Origin of the sequence: Micromonospora sp. NBC_00330 (genome assembly GCF_036136635.1) — a bacterium.
Taxonomy (GTDB): domain Bacteria; phylum Actinomycetota; class Actinomycetes; order Mycobacteriales; family Micromonosporaceae; genus Micromonospora; species Micromonospora salmantinae.
Genome location: NZ_CP108012.1, coordinates 1,763,668 through 1,779,565 on the forward strand (window position 1 = coordinate 1,763,668; position 15,898 = coordinate 1,779,565).

The 15,898-nt window shown below is 71.3% G+C and carries 12 protein-coding genes; 10 read left to right on the forward strand and 2 right to left on the reverse strand.

Features of this window, described 5'->3' with window-relative positions:
* The first annotated feature begins 168 nt into the window (after positions 1-168).
* Entirely contained in the window at positions 169-4,203 is a 4,035-nt protein-coding gene (locus tag OG598_RS07700) for a discoidin domain-containing protein (protein ID WP_328653742.1), read from the forward strand.
* A gap of 59 nt (positions 4,204-4,262) precedes the next feature.
* On the opposite strand, the gene OG598_RS07705 is transcribed toward OG598_RS07700, so the two are convergent.
* Entirely contained in the window at positions 4,263-4,958 is a 696-nt protein-coding gene (locus OG598_RS07705; protein WP_328653743.1) for an NAD(P)-dependent oxidoreductase, read from the reverse strand.
* A 65-nt stretch (positions 4,959-5,023) separates the two neighbouring features.
* On the opposite strand from OG598_RS07705, the gene OG598_RS07710 reads away from it, so the two are divergent.
* The 8 genes from OG598_RS07710 (at position 5,024) to OG598_RS07745 (ending at position 14,404) form a co-directional block, all read left to right on the forward strand.
* Entirely contained in the window at positions 5,024-5,605 is a 582-nt protein-coding gene (locus tag OG598_RS07710; RefSeq protein ID WP_328653744.1) for a TetR/AcrR family transcriptional regulator, read from the forward strand.
* A gap of 151 nt (positions 5,606-5,756) precedes the next feature.
* On the forward strand, positions 5,757-6,968 hold the full coding sequence (locus OG598_RS07715; RefSeq protein ID WP_328653745.1) for an MFS transporter: 1,212 nt from the start codon (positions 5,757-5,759) through the stop codon (positions 6,966-6,968).
* A 117-nt stretch (positions 6,969-7,085) separates the two neighbouring features.
* Positions 7,086-8,759 carry an ABC transporter substrate-binding protein gene (locus tag OG598_RS07720; RefSeq protein ID WP_328653746.1) on the forward strand — a complete coding sequence of 558 codons (1,674 nt, stop codon included), beginning with the start codon at positions 7,086-7,088 and terminating at the stop codon, positions 8,757-8,759.
* A gap of 6 nt (positions 8,760-8,765) precedes the next feature.
* Positions 8,766-9,722 (forward strand): ABC transporter permease, encoded by a 957-nt coding sequence (locus OG598_RS07725; RefSeq protein ID WP_328653747.1) that lies wholly within the window; start codon positions 8,766-8,768, stop codon positions 9,720-9,722.
* On the forward strand, positions 9,719-10,606 hold the full coding sequence (locus OG598_RS07730; RefSeq protein WP_091399349.1) for an ABC transporter permease: 888 nt from the start codon (positions 9,719-9,721) through the stop codon (positions 10,604-10,606). Before OG598_RS07725 ends, OG598_RS07730 begins: the two co-directional genes overlap by 4 nt.
* Positions 10,603-11,619 (forward strand): ABC transporter ATP-binding protein, encoded by a 1,017-nt coding sequence (locus OG598_RS07735; protein WP_328653748.1) that lies wholly within the window; start codon positions 10,603-10,605, stop codon positions 11,617-11,619. The genes OG598_RS07730 and OG598_RS07735 overlap by 4 nt, the downstream gene beginning before the upstream one ends.
* Positions 11,616-12,617, forward strand: coding sequence for an ABC transporter ATP-binding protein (locus tag OG598_RS07740; protein WP_328653749.1), 1,002 nt, complete (start codon positions 11,616-11,618; stop codon positions 12,615-12,617). The genes OG598_RS07735 and OG598_RS07740 overlap by 4 nt, the downstream gene beginning before the upstream one ends.
* Entirely contained in the window at positions 12,614-14,404 is a 1,791-nt protein-coding gene (locus OG598_RS07745) for a gamma-glutamyltransferase family protein (RefSeq protein ID WP_328653750.1), read from the forward strand. The genes OG598_RS07740 and OG598_RS07745 overlap by 4 nt, the downstream gene beginning before the upstream one ends.
* A 23-nt stretch (positions 14,405-14,427) precedes the next feature.
* Here the strand turns inward: OG598_RS07745 and OG598_RS07750 are convergent, their stop codons facing one another.
* Positions 14,428-15,108, reverse strand: coding sequence for a GntR family transcriptional regulator (locus OG598_RS07750; RefSeq protein ID WP_328653751.1), 681 nt, complete (start codon positions 15,106-15,108; stop codon positions 14,428-14,430).
* A gap of 70 nt (positions 15,109-15,178) precedes the next feature.
* On the opposite strand from OG598_RS07750, the gene OG598_RS07755 reads away from it, so the two are divergent.
* Positions 15,179-15,895, forward strand: a complete 717-nt coding sequence (locus OG598_RS07755; protein WP_328653752.1) for a YoaK family protein — start codon at positions 15,179-15,181, stop codon at positions 15,893-15,895.
* Positions 15,896-15,898: the final 3 nt, after the last annotated feature.

Here is a 15,898-nt window from a genome sequence, read left to right on the forward strand (position 1 = left end):
CCTCGGCGGTCCTCCCGCGCGTCGATGTCCGAAGTGGAACAGATGCGGAACGTGTTCGGGGAATCACGATGGACTCGGACCCTTGACTCTCGGGAAACATAGGGCCACCATCTGACAACGTTGTCACAGACCCCGCCATCTGACAACGTTGTCATGTCTGGAGGCAAGATGTCCGACCCATCGCCGGTTTCCCGGCGTACCTTCCTCTCCGCCGGCGCGACGCTGCTGGCGTCGGTCGGGGTGACCGCAGCCCTCCCGGACGCCCTCGCGTCCGCCGCCGTGCCGGCGCCGGCCGCCACACCCACGGCCACCGACCTGGCCCGGTACCGCCCGGTGACGGTCTCCTCGACCGACTACGCGCCGACGCCGGCCACCTTCGCCGTGGACGGCCTGCCGCAGGTCGGCGTCCGGGGGAGTGGATGGCGCGCCGCCAACGGCGATCCACAGTGGATCTCCGTGGACCTCCAGGCGCTGTGCCGGATCGAGGCCGTCTCACTGGTCTTCGAGGCCACGCTCGCCGACGGGCCCTTCGACGGCAACTACACCGACACCGACGGCGACGAGATCCTCTCCAGCGCCGCGACGGCGTACCGGATCGAGGTCTCCACCGACGGCCGTGCCTGGCGGTCGGTGTACGAAACCAGCGAGGGTCAGGGCGGCACGCAGACCATCAAACTGCCCGAGCCGGTCACCGCCCGGTGTATCCGGATGACCGCCACGAAGCGCTCGAACAGCAACCCGGTGGGCCTCAACGGCTTCCAGGTCTACGGCGTACCTCTGGAAGGCCGGCCGAAGGCCGAAGGCTGGACCAGTTGGGAGGGCGGCAACACCGGTCCGGCCCCCGAGCTGAGGGTCGCCGCCGACGGCACGGTGCCGCTGGAGTCGGGCTGGTCGTTGACGATGGACGACTTCGCCGGCACCGCCGACGGTGCCGAGCTCTCCCGTAGCGGCGTCGACGTCCGATCCTGGCTGCCGGCGACGGTGCCCGGAACCGTGCTGGGCACCCTGGTCGAGCAGGGTCACCTGCCCGACCCGGTGGCCGGCTTCAACAACATGCGCATCCCGGAGGCGCTGTCCCGGCACACCTGGTGGTACCGGCGTGCGCTGCGGCTGCCGCGTGACCTGGACACCTCGGCCGGCCGACGGATCTGGCTGGAGTTCGACGGGATCAACCACGAGGCGACCGCCTGGGTCAACGGCGTGCAGGTCGGCAACGTCAAGCACCCGTTCGCGCGGGCTGCCTTCGACATCACCGACGCGTTGGCCGGTCACCGTGGCGAGCACGTCCTCGCCGTCCGGGTCACCCCGATGCCGCACCCGGGCACCCCCGGCGACAAGGGCGCCGACGGTCGTACCTTCCTCCAGTCGGCCCACCACTACCTGGACGCGCCGACCTACCTGGCGGTGTCCGGGTGGGACTGGATGCCGGCCGTGCGCGACCGGGTCACCGGCCTCTGGGACCACGTCCGCCTGCGCAGCACCGGCGCCGTGGTCATCGGCGACCCGCACGTGCAGACCACACTGCCCGACCTGCCCGGCACCGACACCGCGGAGGTCACCATCCGGGTGCCGGTCCGCAACGCGGCGACCAGCGCCACCACTGTCACCGTCCGCGCCGAGTTCGACAAGGTACGCGTCGAGTCCACCGTGACCGTCCCCGCCGGCGGGAGCACCACAGTCACCTTCACGCCGGAGCGCTTCCGCGCGCTGCGGCTGCGCAACCCCCGGCTCTGGTGGCCCAACGGCTACGGCGACCCCCACCTGTACGACCTCACACTCACCGCCACCGTGAAGCGCTCGGTCAGCGACCGGCGTGCGCTCCGCTTCGGCGTCCGCGAGTTCGCCTACGACTGGCACCAGCCGATCGTCATCTCGCCGCCCGGCAAGCCCGCGCTGGAGTTCGTCGACGGCGCGGCGACCCAGACGGTCGCGTTCGACAGGCAGCACGCCCGGCACGTGCGCATCCAGGCCGGCCAGCGCGCCACCGGCTGGGGCATCTCGATGTTCTCGCTGTCGGTGGCCGACGGCACCGGCCCGGATCTCGCCCTGGGCCGCGACGCCACCGCGTCGTCCTCGGAGAACGACGGCAACGGTCCCGGCAAGGCCGTCGACGGCGACGCGGCGACCCGCTGGGCCTCCCAGGCCGAGGACAACCAGTGGATCCAGGTCGACCTCGGCGCTCCGGTCGACTTCGACCGGGTCACCGTCGTGTGGGAGCAGGCGTACGCGCTGGACTACCGCGTCCAGGTCTCCGCCGACGGGGACGCCTGGAACGACGTGACGTCGGTCAGCAACGACACCCCGCTGGGCAGCCGCGCCACCCAGGTCGAGACGTTCGCCAGCCAGACCGCACAGCACCTGCGCATCCAGACCGGCGCGCGGGTGACCTCGTGGGGCGTGTCCATGTGGGCGCTCTCGGTGCAGCGGCAGGCCGAGCCAGACGTCGACCTGGCACTGCGCCGGACGGCCACCGCGTCGTCGTCCGACAGCGACTCCAACGGCCCGGACCGGGCCGTCGACGGCAACCCCCGGACCCGCTGGTCGTCTAAGTTCGAGGACAACCAGTGGATCCAGGTCGACCTCGGCGCGCCGGTCAGCTTCGACCAGGTCACCATCGTCTGGGAGCAGGCGTACGCCCGCGACTTCGTCATCCAGGTCTCCGACGACGGGCAGCGGTGGACCGACGTGAAGTCGGTCAGCAACGCCGTCACCCAACTCAAGATCAGTGTGAACGGTGTGCCGGTGTTCGCCCGGGGCGGCAACTGGGGCTGGGACGAACTGCTCCGTCGGGTGCTGCCCGACCGGCTGGCCGACACCGTCGAGATGCACCGCGACATGAACTTCACGATGATCCGCAACTGGCTCGGCAGCAGCAACCGCGAGGAGCTGTACCAGGCCTGCGACGAGCAGGGCATCCTGGTGTGGAACGACTTCTGGCAGGCCGGCGCGTTCCTGCCCAACCCGCCCGGCTACGTCGACATCGCCGCCGACACGATCCGGCGGTTCCGCCACCACCCGAGCATCGTGGTGTGGTGTGGCGCGAACGAGGGTGACCCACCGCCGATCGTGGACGCCGGGCTCAAGCAGGCCGCGGCCACCGAGCACCCGGAAATCCTCTACATCCCCAACTCGGCCGGCGGCATCGTCAGCGGCCACGGCCCGTACCACTGGGTGGAGCCGGCGACGTACAACAACAGGAACACCTACGACACTGGCGCGTTCGGTTTCCACACCGAGATCGGCATGCCGGTGGTGTCGGTGGTCGAGAGCATGCGCAACCTCGTCGGTGACGCGCCGGAGTGGCCGATCGGTGAGGTGTGGAACTACCACGACTGGTCGACCATCGGTAACCAGCGCGTCGGCACGTACCAGGCGGCGATCGACGCGCGGCTCGGTGAGTCCGACTCACTCGACGAGTTCGCCACCCGGGCGCAGTTCGTCAACTACGAGAGCCACCGCGCGATGTTCGAGGCGTGGAACGCCAACCTGTGGCAGGACGCAACCGGTCTACTGCTGTGGATGTCGCACCCGGCGTGGCACAGCACGGTCTGGCAGACCTACGACTACGACCTCGACGTGAACGGCGCCTACTACGGCGCCCGCAAGGGGTGCGAGCCGGTGCACGTCCAGGCCGACCCGGGCACCTGGCAGGTCCGGGTGGTCAACCACACCGCCGCCCCGCTGAGCGGGGTCACCGTGAGCGCCCGACGGTACGACCTGAGCGGCCGGTCGCTGGGTTCGCCCCAGCGTCAGCGGGTGGACGTGGCCCGCTCGGCCACCACTGCGGTCTTTCCGCTCGCCGCGCCGGAAGGCGGCGGGCTGCACCTGGTGCGACTGGAGCTGCGGGACGGCCGCGACCGGCTGCTCGCGGAGAACACCTACTGGCGCTACGACAAGGCCGAGCAGTTGCGGGCGCTCAACGACGTGCCGAGCACCCGACTGTCGACGTCGTCGAGCACCGTACGCGTCGTGGACGGGCGCAACACCGTCACCACGACGGTCCGCAACCAGGGTCGTACGGTCGCCGCGTTGGTGCGGCTCGCCGTGCGCGACCAGCGCGGTGAGCGGGTCCTGCCGGCCCGCTACGACGACAACTACTTCTGGCTCCTGCCGGGGGAGAGCCGCGAGGTGCGGATCTCCTGGCCGGCCCGGTCGGGCCTCGCCCGCCAGGTCACGGTGAACGCGCAGGCGTACAACTCCTAGGAGTACGCGGTGGGAAGCGGCGCTGTGCGCGCCGCTTCCCACGCGTCCCGGCCAGCGGGTCACTTCTTCTTCATGATTGCCTCGCGCCAGATCAGTCCGGCGATGCTCGGCCTCACCTCGGTGGTGATCACCGCCATCGCCCGCCGGAGGTACCGGTCGTCGGTCAGCTGCGCCACCATGCTCGCCGCCAGGTCCGCGCGAGCCGTGAACAGGCCGTCCGCGACATCCTCGGCCACCTGGTAGCGGGTGACGCTCGGGTGGTCGAACAACCCGGACGGTCGGGTGATGGTCCAGTCCAGGTCGCTGTCGCGGACGAGGGACTCCATCCGCCGCATGTCCTCGTGCGCGGTGCGGCCCGCCCTGCGGTTGAACAGCGGGTCCAGCACGTTGTTGAAGAAGAACTCGCCGGTCGGCCGCCAGGCGGGATCCAGGACGCTGGAGCTGACGGTGATCAGGCGCTTGATTCCGTGGCGGTGCATGGCGGCCACGATGTTCGCGTTGCCCCGGGAGTAGACGGTGATCGGCTTCGGGGTGAGCGGGACGCCCAGGCTGGACAGGACGGCGTCGCTGCCGGCCACGGCCCGGTCGACGGCGTCGGGGTCCGCGACGTCCGCGTTGACCACTGTGAGGCCGGGGCGGGGTTGCACGGCGTGTGGGCGGCGGGTGACCGCGACGACCTCGTGGCCGGCGGCCAGGGCCTGCTCGGTGATCCGACGGCCGGTGGGGCCGGTGGCGCCGAAGACGACAGTGCGCATGTGTTCGCTCCTCGCTGGGGGTTGACGGCGTTGACCGTGTCAGCGGGGGAGAGCATTATTCAACCGTGTTGAATAAAACGCGGGGTCGGCCCCGCGGCAACCCCGACACCAAGGCCCGCATCACCGCTGCCGCCCGCGAGCTGTTTCTGAAGCACGGTTATCCGGGCACGACGGTCCGGGCCATCGCCGCCGCCGCTGGTGTCGACTCGGCGTTGATCAGTTACCACTTCGGCTCCAAGCAGGGCCTCTTCAGTCAGTCCCTGGACCTGCTGTGCGTTGATCCCACAGCGCTCGACCACGCCCTGCGGGGGGACCGGGAGCATCTGGCCGACCGTCTGCTCGACTCCGTCACCGGCCTGTGGGACGCCGCCGGGCCGGTGCAGAGCCGGATGGCGGTGCAGGATGACGACACGATGCGCGCCCTGCGGGACTACCTGGACGGTGAGCTACGCCTCCGCATCGCTGAATTTCTCGGCGGGCCCGACGCCACGCGACGTGCCACCGCCGCGGTCGGAGTGCTCGGTGGGCTGATCTTCACGCGCTACCTGAACCCGATCCGCTCGATCGGTGCGCTGTCCGCGGTCGACGTCCGCCGGGTCTTCGGGCCGGCGCTGCGCGCCGCCCTGTACGGACGCGTGCCGGCCTGATCGCACAGCCACCCGATGCGGTCGTTCCGGGCTGTTATCGCATCTTCGCCAAGGTCAAGACCCATGCTGTACGCGGGGACAGGGGCCGCGACGGGGAGTGTGCGGGAGTCGGCGGCGCGCAGGCAGGGGTCCGATCCCGGGGGGACTGATCATGTCCGACGCCAGCCGCGCCGGGGGCGCGACGACCCGGTCCCCGTCCGGCGCGGTGCGGGTCGCGTTCGCGTTCTGGATCACGCTCGTGGGCACCACGGTGCCGACCCCGCTCTACCCGCTCTACGAGCTCGAGTTCGGCTTCTCGTCGTTGACAGTGACGGTGGTCTACGCGCTGTACGCGCTGGGAGTCGTCGTCGGGCTGCTGGTCTTCGGTCGGCTCTCCGACCAGATCGGCCGACGCCCGGTCATCCTCATCGCGCTGCTGCTCTCGGTCGCCGCCGACGCCGTGTTCCTGGCGGCCGTGGACCTGGCGATGATCATCGTGGGTCGGATCCTCGCCGGGCTGTCCGCCGCGCTGATCATCGGCACGGCGACAGCGGCGTTGGCGGAGCTGATCGACCCTCGGCACCCGAAGCGTGCCGCCACCGTGTCGATCTTCGCGAACCTGGGCGGCCTGGCCACCGGCACCCTGCTGTCCGGGATCGTGTCGGACGTGGCACCCGAACCGCTGCGGCTGCCCTGGGTGATCGTGCTGATCCTGGCGGTGGTCGCGATCATCGCGCTGCGCGGGGTGCCGGAGACGGTCCGGGAACGGTCGCCGGTGACAGTGCGGGTGCAGCGGTTGCACGTGCCGGCGACCATCCGCGGCGCCTTCATCCGCTCGGCGATCACCGCCGGCGCGGGCTTCGCCGCCCTCGGGGTCCTCACGTCGGTGAGCGGGCTGTTCCTCGGCATGGTCCTGCACGAGACCTCACACACCCTTGCCGCGCTGGTGGTCTTCGTGGCGTTCGCCGGCGCGGCTTTCGGTCAACTGCTGACCCGCGTGCTGTCCTCGCGCGCCGCGCTGGCCAGCGCCTGCGCCGGCCTGGTCGTGGGGGCGGGCCTGCTCGCGTTCAGCATGTGGATGGCGTTGCTGGCGACGCTGCTCATCAGCGCGGCGATCATCGGGGTCGCGTCGGGAGTGGCGGTCGGCGACGGCATCGCGACGATCACGATGAAGACCGAACCCCAGCACCGGGCCGAGGCGGTGTCGACGTTCTTCGCCATCCTGTTCGCCATGCTCGGTGTGCCAGCGGTCGGGGTCGGTCTGTTGATCCAGACGATCGGTCTGCGCCCGGCCGGCGAGGTCTTCAGCGCGGTGGTGGCGGTGCTCGCGCTGGTCGTCCTGCTCAGCCTGGTTCGGGGCGGCCGGACACGACCCGCGAGCTGACCACCGGCCGAGCCTTTTCAGGGCACCCGGGGTGCCTGACGAGCCGTTCACTGAGGTCTTGCGGCGGTCATCGTATACAACATACGCTCCCCGAATCGCCCACTTGAGGAGCTCTCCATGACGAACCTCTCCGTCCGCGACACGAACCTGCCCCGCCGGGTGCTCCGGGCCGCCGTGGTGGCGGCCGCCGTCGTCTGCACCGTCGTCGCCTGCTCACCGGTGTCGAACAACGACAGCGGCGACCCGTCCGGCGGCGACCAGTCGGCAGGCCAGGATTCCTTCGGTACCCCCGCCGACCCCGCGGCCGTGAAGCAGGGCGGCAAGCTGGTCATCGCCCTCTCCGCCGAGCCCGACGCGCTGGACCCGACGCTGTCGAGAAGCCTCTACTCCCGCTACGTCTTCCAAGCCATGTGCCAGAAGCTCTACGACGTCAACGAGCAGGCGCAGGTCGTACCGCAGCTTGCGACGGCCCTGCCCACCACGAGCGGCGACGGCCGGACGGTGACCATTCCGCTGCGACCCGGCGTGCGCTTCGCGGACGGCACGGCGTTCGACTCGGCAGCGGTGAAGGCCACCCTGCAACGCCACCTCACCAACGCCCGGTCGGCGCGCAAGAGCGAACTCGGCCCCATCGACGGCGTCGACACCCCGGACGCGCAGACCGTCGTCCTGCGGCTGAAGCAGCCGTTCGCACCGCTGCTCGGGGCCCTCGCCGACCGGGCCGGCATGATCATGAGTGCCCAGGCGCTCCAGGCCCGAGGCGACGACTTCGCCTCGGCGCCGGTCTGCGTCGGCCCCTTCAAGTTCGCGAAGCGGGTGCCGCAGAACTCCATCGAGGTCGTGCGGGACCCCAACTACTACGACGCGAGCAAGGTGCACCTGGACGCCATCTCATGGCGGATCCTCACCGACGCCAGCATCCGCGCCGCCAACCTGCGCTCCGGCGACGCGCAGGTCGCCGACTCGGTCTCCACTCAGGACGTCGCCTCGCTCCGGCAGGACGCGGCGGTCTCCGTCCTCCAGTCGCAGTCCCTCGGCTACCAGGGCCTGACCATCAACGTCGGCAACGTCGACGGCGTCGGCACCGCCCCCAAGCCCATCAACCGCCCGCTCGCCCAGAACGCCAAGGTGCGGCAGGCCTTCGAGCACGCCATCGACCGCAAGGCCCTTGTCGACGCGGTCTTCAACGGTCTGCACGCCGCCGCCTGCTCACCGATCTCGCCCGCGAGCACGTTCTCGTCGCCCGAGGCGCAGACCTGCCCGGCGCACGACCCCGCCAAGGCCAAGCAGTTGCTGGCCGAAGCTGGCGTGCAGACGCCGTACACGGTCACGATGCTCGCCTCGAACACCCCCGACACGCTGCGCCTCGCGCAGGCGTTGCAGTCCATGGTCAAGGACGGCGGATTCGACCTGAAGATCAACCCGGTGGAGTACTCGTCGCTCCTCGACGAGCAGGACCGCGGCAACTTCGAGCTGCTGCAACTGGGCTGGAGCGGACGGATCGACCCGGACGCCAACATCACGAACTTCGTCGGCACCGGCGCCAGCCAGAACGTCGCCGGCTACAGCAACCCCCAGCTCGACACACTGCTGACCCAGGCCCGACAGGCCGGCGACGTCGAGGAGCGTAGGAAGCTGTACGGGCAGGCGGTCACACTGCTCCAGCAGGACGACGCCCTGATCTACCTCTACCGGCAGCGCAACCTGACCGCCGTCAGCAAGCAGATCCAGGGCCTTCAGGTCTACCCGGACGGCGTGATCCGGGCGGCCTTCGCCGGCTTCGGCAAGTAGGCCGTCGTGGCCCGATATCTGCTCACCCGCGCCTGGCAGTCGGCGCTGACCCTGCTGTTGTCGACGATCGTGGTCTTCGTCGGCGTACGGGCGCTCCCCGGCGACCCGGCCCTCGCCCTGGCGGGGGAGGACCGGTCGCCGGAGGCCCTGGAGGCCATCCGCCGGCACTACGGGCTGGACCAGCCGCTGCCTGTGCAGTTCGGACAGTACGTGGAGCGCATGGCGCAGGGCGACTTCGGGGTGTCCATCCGCACCGGCACGCCGGTCTCGTCGATGCTCACGACCGCCCTGCCGGTGACCGTCGAGCTGTCCGTCCTGGCGATCCTCATCGCGGCGGCGCTGGGCGTCGGCGCCGGGGTGCTCGCGGCGGTCCGTCGTGGACGTCCGGCGGAGTGGCTCGCCAACGGCCTGGCCCTGATCGGCCTGTCGGTGCCGCACTTCTGGCTGGGGCTGCTGGCGATCCTCTACCTGTCCGTGGCGACCGGGCTCTTCCCCGCCTCCGGCTTCGTGCCGATCCTGGAGGACCCCGTGGACAACCTGCACCACATCGTCCTGCCGGCCGTGATCCTCGGCACCGGCCTGGCCGCCATCATCATGCGGCAGACCCGGTCGGCGATGCTGGACTCGCTCTCCTCCGACTACGTGCGCACGGCCAAGGCGAAGGGGCTGCGACCGCGCGCCGTCATCACCCGGCACGCCCTGCGGAACAGCCTCATCGTGGTGGTGACAGTCGTGGGTCTCCAACTCGGCGGGCTGATCTCGGGCGCTGTCGTCACCGAACAGATCTTCGGGCTGCCGGGCTTCGGCAAGATGACCATCGACGCGGTGTTCCAACGGGACTACCCGGTGATCCAGGCCGTCGTCCTGCTCACCGCTGCCGCCTACATCGTGATCAACTTTTTCGTGGACCTGCTCTACTCGGTCATCGATCCACGCATCCGGGTGACGGGAGATCCGGCATGACCGTCCTCACCGTACCGATGGCGGAGACCGGCACCGCCAGCATCACCCGGCGTACCCGCGTGCTGCGGCGGCTGCGGCGCAACCCGCTCGCCGTGGTGAGCTTCGTCGTGCTCGCGCTGGCGGGCGTCATCGCGCTGCTCTCGCCCTGGCTCGCGCCCTACTCGGTCGACCAGACCGACTTCGCCCGTACGTTCGCGCCTCCCGGCACCGCCGGGCACCTGCTGGGCACCGACGATCTCGGCCGGGACGTCCTGTCCCGCATCATGCTCGGCGCTCGGGCATCGTTGCAGGTGGGGCTCCTGGCGGTGGCCACGTCGCTGGTCATCGGCGTGCCGCTCGGGCTCGCCGCCGGCTACTTCCGGGCCTGGGACGCGGTTATCTCGCGCTTCACCGACCTGCTGCTGGCATTTCCGTTTCTGATCATGGCGGTGGGGTTGGCGGCCATCCGGGGCGCCAGCCTCGGCAACGCGGCGGTGGCCATCGGCATCGCCCAGATCCCCGGGGTGATCCGGGTCGTCCGCTCGGACACGCTGCGCCTCAAGTCGCTGGACTTCGTCGCGGCGGCCGTCGTGGACGGCGCGAGTGACCTGTGGGTGCTGGCCCGGCACATCCTGCCCAACGCGACCTCGGTGATCCTGGTGCAGGCCACCGTCGCCATCCCGGCCGCGATCCTCGGCGAGGCGGTGCTGTCCTTCCTCGGCCTCGGCATCCAGCCCCCGGCGCCCAGTCTCGGCACCATGCTGGCCACCGCCCAGCAGTTCGCCGCCCGCGCACCGTGGGCCGCCGTCTTCCCCGGCGTGGTGATCATGGGTCTGGCGCTGGCGTTCAACGTCTTCGGTGACGCCCTGCGCGACGCCCTCGACCCGAAGGGGGACCGGCGATGACCACCGCCTCCGCGCCCGTGCTGGAGATCCGCGATCTGTCGGTGTCGTTCCCGACCGAGACCGGCACCGTCTCGGCGGTCGACGGTGTCAGCCTGGACCTCGCAGCCGGGGAGATCGTCGGGATGGTGGGCGAGTCGGGGTGCGGAAAGAGCGTCACCGCGATGAGCCTCGCCGGGCTGCTCCCGGGCAGCGCCCGGGTCACCGGGTCGGTGCGCCTGGACGGCACTCAACTGGTCGGGGCCCGCGAGTCGGCCCTGCGTCGGGTCCGTGGCCGGGAGATCGCCTACATCTTCCAGGAACCGATGACGTCGTTGAACCCGGTGCTCAGCGTCGGGCGGCAGATCGGGGAGGTGCTCCAGGTCCACGAACGGATGTCCCGACGGGCGGCGCGGGCCCGCGCCGTCGAACTGTTGACGCTCGTCGGGATCCCGTCCGCCGCCCAGCGGGTCGACAACTATCCGCACCAACTCTCCGGCGGCATGCGCCAGCGCGTGATGATCGCGATGGCGGTGGCCTGCGGCCCGAAGGTGCTGGTGGCCGACGAGCCGACCACCGCGCTGGACGTCACCGTCCAGGCCGGCATCCTCCAGGTGCTGCGGGACCTGCGCGACCGGCTCGGCACGAGCGTCCTCATCATCACCCACGACCTCGGCGTGATCGCCGACATCGCGGACCGCGTCGTCGTCATGTACGCGGGCCGGGTGGTGGAACGGGCGCCGGTGGACGACCTGTTCGCCCACCCACGGCACCGGTACACGGCCGGGCTGCTGTCGGCGTCACCGCAGCCGGGCCGGCACGCCGGCACCGACCGGTTGACCGAGATCCCCGGGCTGGTGCCCGTCCTGGCCAGCCAACCCGACGCCTGCACCTTCGCGGATCGCTGCCCGGCCGCCGACGAGCGGTGCCGGGCGGCCGCCCCGCCGTTGGAGGATGTCGGTGGCACCGACCATGTCGCGGCCTGTTGGCACCCGTGCACGACGGCACCGACGGCAGCTCAGGAGGCGAACCGATGACGCCGCAGCCGAACGCCCTGGAGATCGCGGACCTGGTGATGCACTTCGGCCCGGTGCGGGCCGTGGACGGGGTGTCCCTGACCATCCCGCGGGGCCGGGTCACGGCCCTGGTGGGGGAGAGCGGTTCCGGGAAGTCGACAGTGGGCCGATGTGTGGTGCGGCTCGTCGAACCGACAGCGGGAACGGTCCGGATCGCGGGCACCGACGTCACCCACCTGTCCCGACGGCGACTGCGCCCCCATCGCGGCGCGGTGTCGATCGTCTTCCAGGACCCGGCCGCGTCACTGGACCCGCGGATGCTGGTGGGCGAGATCGTGGCCGAGCCGCTGCGACTGGCCGGCAAGCGGGTCTCCCGGCGCGAGCGGGACGCCCGCGTCGCCCCCCAACTCGAACGGGTGGGCCTGCGTGCCGAGGTGGCCCGTCGCTACCCCCACGAGCTGTCCGGCGGGCAACGTCAACGGGTCAGCATCGCGCGGGCCCTGATCTCCGAGCCCATGCTGCTCATCGCCGACGAACCCACCAGCGCGCTCGACGTGTCAGTGCAGGCGTCGGTGCTCAACCTCCTCGCCGACCTGCAACGCGACATCGGGTTCGCCTGCCTCTTCATCACCCACGACCTCTCCGCCGTCGAATACCTGGCCGACGACATCGCTGTCATGTACCTGGGTCAACTCGTCGAGACCGGCAGCCGCGAGCGGATCTTCGCCCGGCCCGCACACCCGTACACGCAGGCCCTGCTCTCCGCCGCGCCGGTGGCCGACCCGGTGCGTCAGCGCCACCGTCAGCCGGTGCTGCTCGGCGACGACCTGCCGTCCGCGCTCGACCCGCCGTCCGGTTGTCGGTTCCGGACCCGGTGCCCGCTCGCCTTCGACAGGTGCGCGACGGAGGTGCCGGCGCAGACCGCCATCGGCGACGGCATGGCCGCGTGCCATCTGGTCCGGCCGGACGGCACCGGTCCCGACGTTCGTACCGCAGATCCCAGTGAGGTGTTGTCATGACGTTCACCACCCGACCCACGTTGCAGGGCACCTTCGGCATGGTGTCCTCCACCCACTGGCTCGCCAGTCAGTCGGCGATGGGCATCCTGGAACGCGGGGGCAACGCCTTCGACGCCGCTGTCACCGCCGGTTTCGTCCTGCACGTCGTCGAGCCGCACCTGAACGGGCCGGGCGGCGAGGTGCCGGCCATCGTGGCCACCGCACGGGACCCCCGGCCAAAGGTGCTGTGCGGGCAGGGGCCGGCGCCGGCCGGCGCCACCATCGCGCACTTCCGGTCCCTCGGGATGGACCTCATCCCGGGTGCCGGGCCGCTCGCGGCGGCCGTACCCGGCGCCGTGGACGCCTGGCTCCTGCTGCTGCGCGAACACGGCACGCTCACCCTCGCCGAGGTGCTGGAGCCGGCGATCGGCTACGCCGGCGCCGGGCACCCGCTGGTGGGCCGGGTCGGTGACACCGTGGCGGCCGTACGGCCACTGTTCGAGGAACACTGGCCCACCTCCGCCGCGCTCTGGCTGCGCGGCGGCCGACCACCCGCCGCCGGGGAGTTGGTCACCAACCCGGCGTACGCGGACACCCTGCGCCGGCTCGTCGAGGCGGGACGGGCGGCCGGCGCCGACCGGGAGGCCCAGATCGAGGCCGCGCGTCGGGCCTGGAGCACGGGTTTCGTCGCCGAGGCGATCGACGCGTTCAGCCGGCGACCGTTCCAGGACTCCAGCGGCCGCCCGCACGCCGGGCTCGTCACCGGCGACGACCTGGCCGCGTACTCGGCGAGCTGGGAGCCGCCCGCCACCCTCGACTGGCACGGCTACTCGGTGGCGAAGACGGGTTTCTGGGGTCAGGGGCCGGTGCTGCTGGAGTCCCTGGCCACACTGGACGCGCTCGACGACCCGGGCGCGTACGACCCGGCGACCGCGGCGGGTGTGCACGCCCAGGTCGAGGCGCTCAAGCTCGCCTTCGCCGACCGGGAGGCCTGGTACGGCGACGGGGCCGACGTGCCCGCCAAGGCGCTGCTCTCGCCGCAGTACGCCCGGGAGCGGGCCGCCCTGATCGGCGATCGCGCGTTGGCGGAGTTGCGCCCGGGTCGTCCGGACGGGGCGCAGCCACGCCTGCCCGCCCACGTCCGACAGGGTGCCGGGCGGCATACCGGGTCGACGGATGCCACCACCGGAGAGCCGACGGTGCAGTCGGACGGGGTGACCCGGGGCGACACCTGTCACGTGGACGTTGTCGATCGCTGGGGCAACATGATCTCCGCGACGCCCAGCGGCGGCTGGTTGCAGAGTTCTCCGACGATTCCGGAGCTGGGCTTTCCGCTGGGCAGCAGGTTGCAGATGTTCTGGCTGGAGGAGGGGCTCGCCTCGTCACTGGCGCCGGGCCGCCGACCGCGTACGACGTTGAGCCCGACGATGGTGCACCGCGACGGCGAGCCGGTGCTGGCCTGCGGCACCCCCGGTGGCGACCAGCAGGACCAGTGGCAGTTGCCGTTCCTGCTGCGGCACCTCGTCGGTGGGCAGAGCCTTCAGGAGGCCATCGACGCGCCGGCGTGGCACACGGTCAGCCTGCCGGGGTCGTTCTATCCCCGCGACATGGAGCCCGGTGTCCTGGTGGTGGAGGACCGGCTCGACCAGGGTGTGCTGGACGCCCTGCGGGCGTACGGGCACGAGGTGCGGGTCACCGACGGGTGGAGCCTCGGTCGGCTCTGCGCGGTGACCCGTGACCCGGCGACGGGAGTGCTGGCGGCCGGCGCGAACCCCCGGGGGATGCAGGGCTACGCGTGCGGCCGGTAGCGGGCGCCATGGCCGCGCGCCCGTCAGCGGGCGCCGTAGCCGCCTTCGGCGTTCTCGTACGCGGCGGCGGATGCCGCGTCGAGGTGGTCGAGCGCGGCCCGCTCGGCGCGGTCACCGTCGCCTGACTCGATGGCGTCGACGAGTTGGATGTGCTCGGCCCACGAGTGTGGCGCGCGTTCGGCCGCCCCGAGCCGGAAGACCCACTGGACATGGAGGTAGAGCGACTTGGCGATCGACGACAGCCAGGGGTTTCCGCTGATCTGGAGGATGCGCAGGTGCAGTGTGCTGTTCAGTTCGGCGACCCGGGCCAGGTCCTGGCGCTGCGTCGCCTCGCGGCCCTGGTCGAGCAGGGCGCGCAGGGACGCCACGTCGGCCGCTGTGGCCCGCTCGGCGGCCAGCCGGGCGGCCAGCGTCTCCAGGCGCTCGCGCACGGCGAACATGTCGGTGATGGTCCCGCTGCTCGGTGAGGCGACGACCGCTCCCCGGCGGGGGAGGATCACGACGAACCCCTCCGCCTCGGCGACGCGCAGCGCCTCCCGGACGGGGTTGCGGGAGACGCCGAAGTCCTCGGCGAGCCGGTCCTCGGTCAGCCGTTCCCCGGGCAGGTAGTCGCCGTCGATGATGGCGGTCCGCAGCGCGGCGAGGACCTGATCGCGTAGCGGCAGGTGTTGTGCGCCGAGCTTGTCCCGTAGGTCTTCAGCCACCTGGTCGCCTCTCCGTGAACGTGTCCGGACAAAGTGTATACGAAGAACAATTACTGGAAGGTGGCCGACAGTGTCGAGCACAGCGCCCCGCGTCACCCACCCCCGCGTCGCCCCGCACCGAGACGAGCGCCTGCTACGGCGACGGCAGGCGCTTGTCGTCGTCCTCACCTTCCTCACCGGGAGCGCCGACGCTCTCGGTTTCCTCGCCCTCGGCGGCGCCTTCGCCAGCGTGATGACCGGCAACATGGTCCTGCTCGGGCTCTCGGCCGGCCGGGGCGAAGCCGACCTGGCTCTGACGTCGAGCTGCGCCATCGTCAGCTTCATCGTCGGTGTCCTCGCGGGCGCCCGCGTCGTCGGCTCGGCACAGCCCGACGATCCGGTCTGGCCTCGGCGGGTCACCTGGGCGCTGGTCCTGGAGCTGTCGGTGTTCGTGGTGTTCGCCGTCGTCTGGGAGGTCACCCTGCACACCCCCGACGCGGGTGTCCACCTGGCGCTGCTGATGCTGTCCGCTGTCGCGCTGGGCGTGCAGAGCAGTGCGATCCAACGCTTCGGGGTGTCCGGCCTGTCCTCCACGTACCTGACCGGCACGCTCACCAGCCTGATCGCCGGGGTCGCCGCGCGCAGCCCGTGGGCCAGCCTGCGCCCCAAGGCCCAGGTGCTGCTGGCCCTCATGGTCGGCGCGGCGGTCGGCGCCGTTGTCGCCCTGCACCTGCCGGTCGTCGCCCCGGCCCTGCTGATCGTGCCGCTGGTGCTCGTCATCGCCGTGTCCGCGCGGATGCGGGCCTGAGCG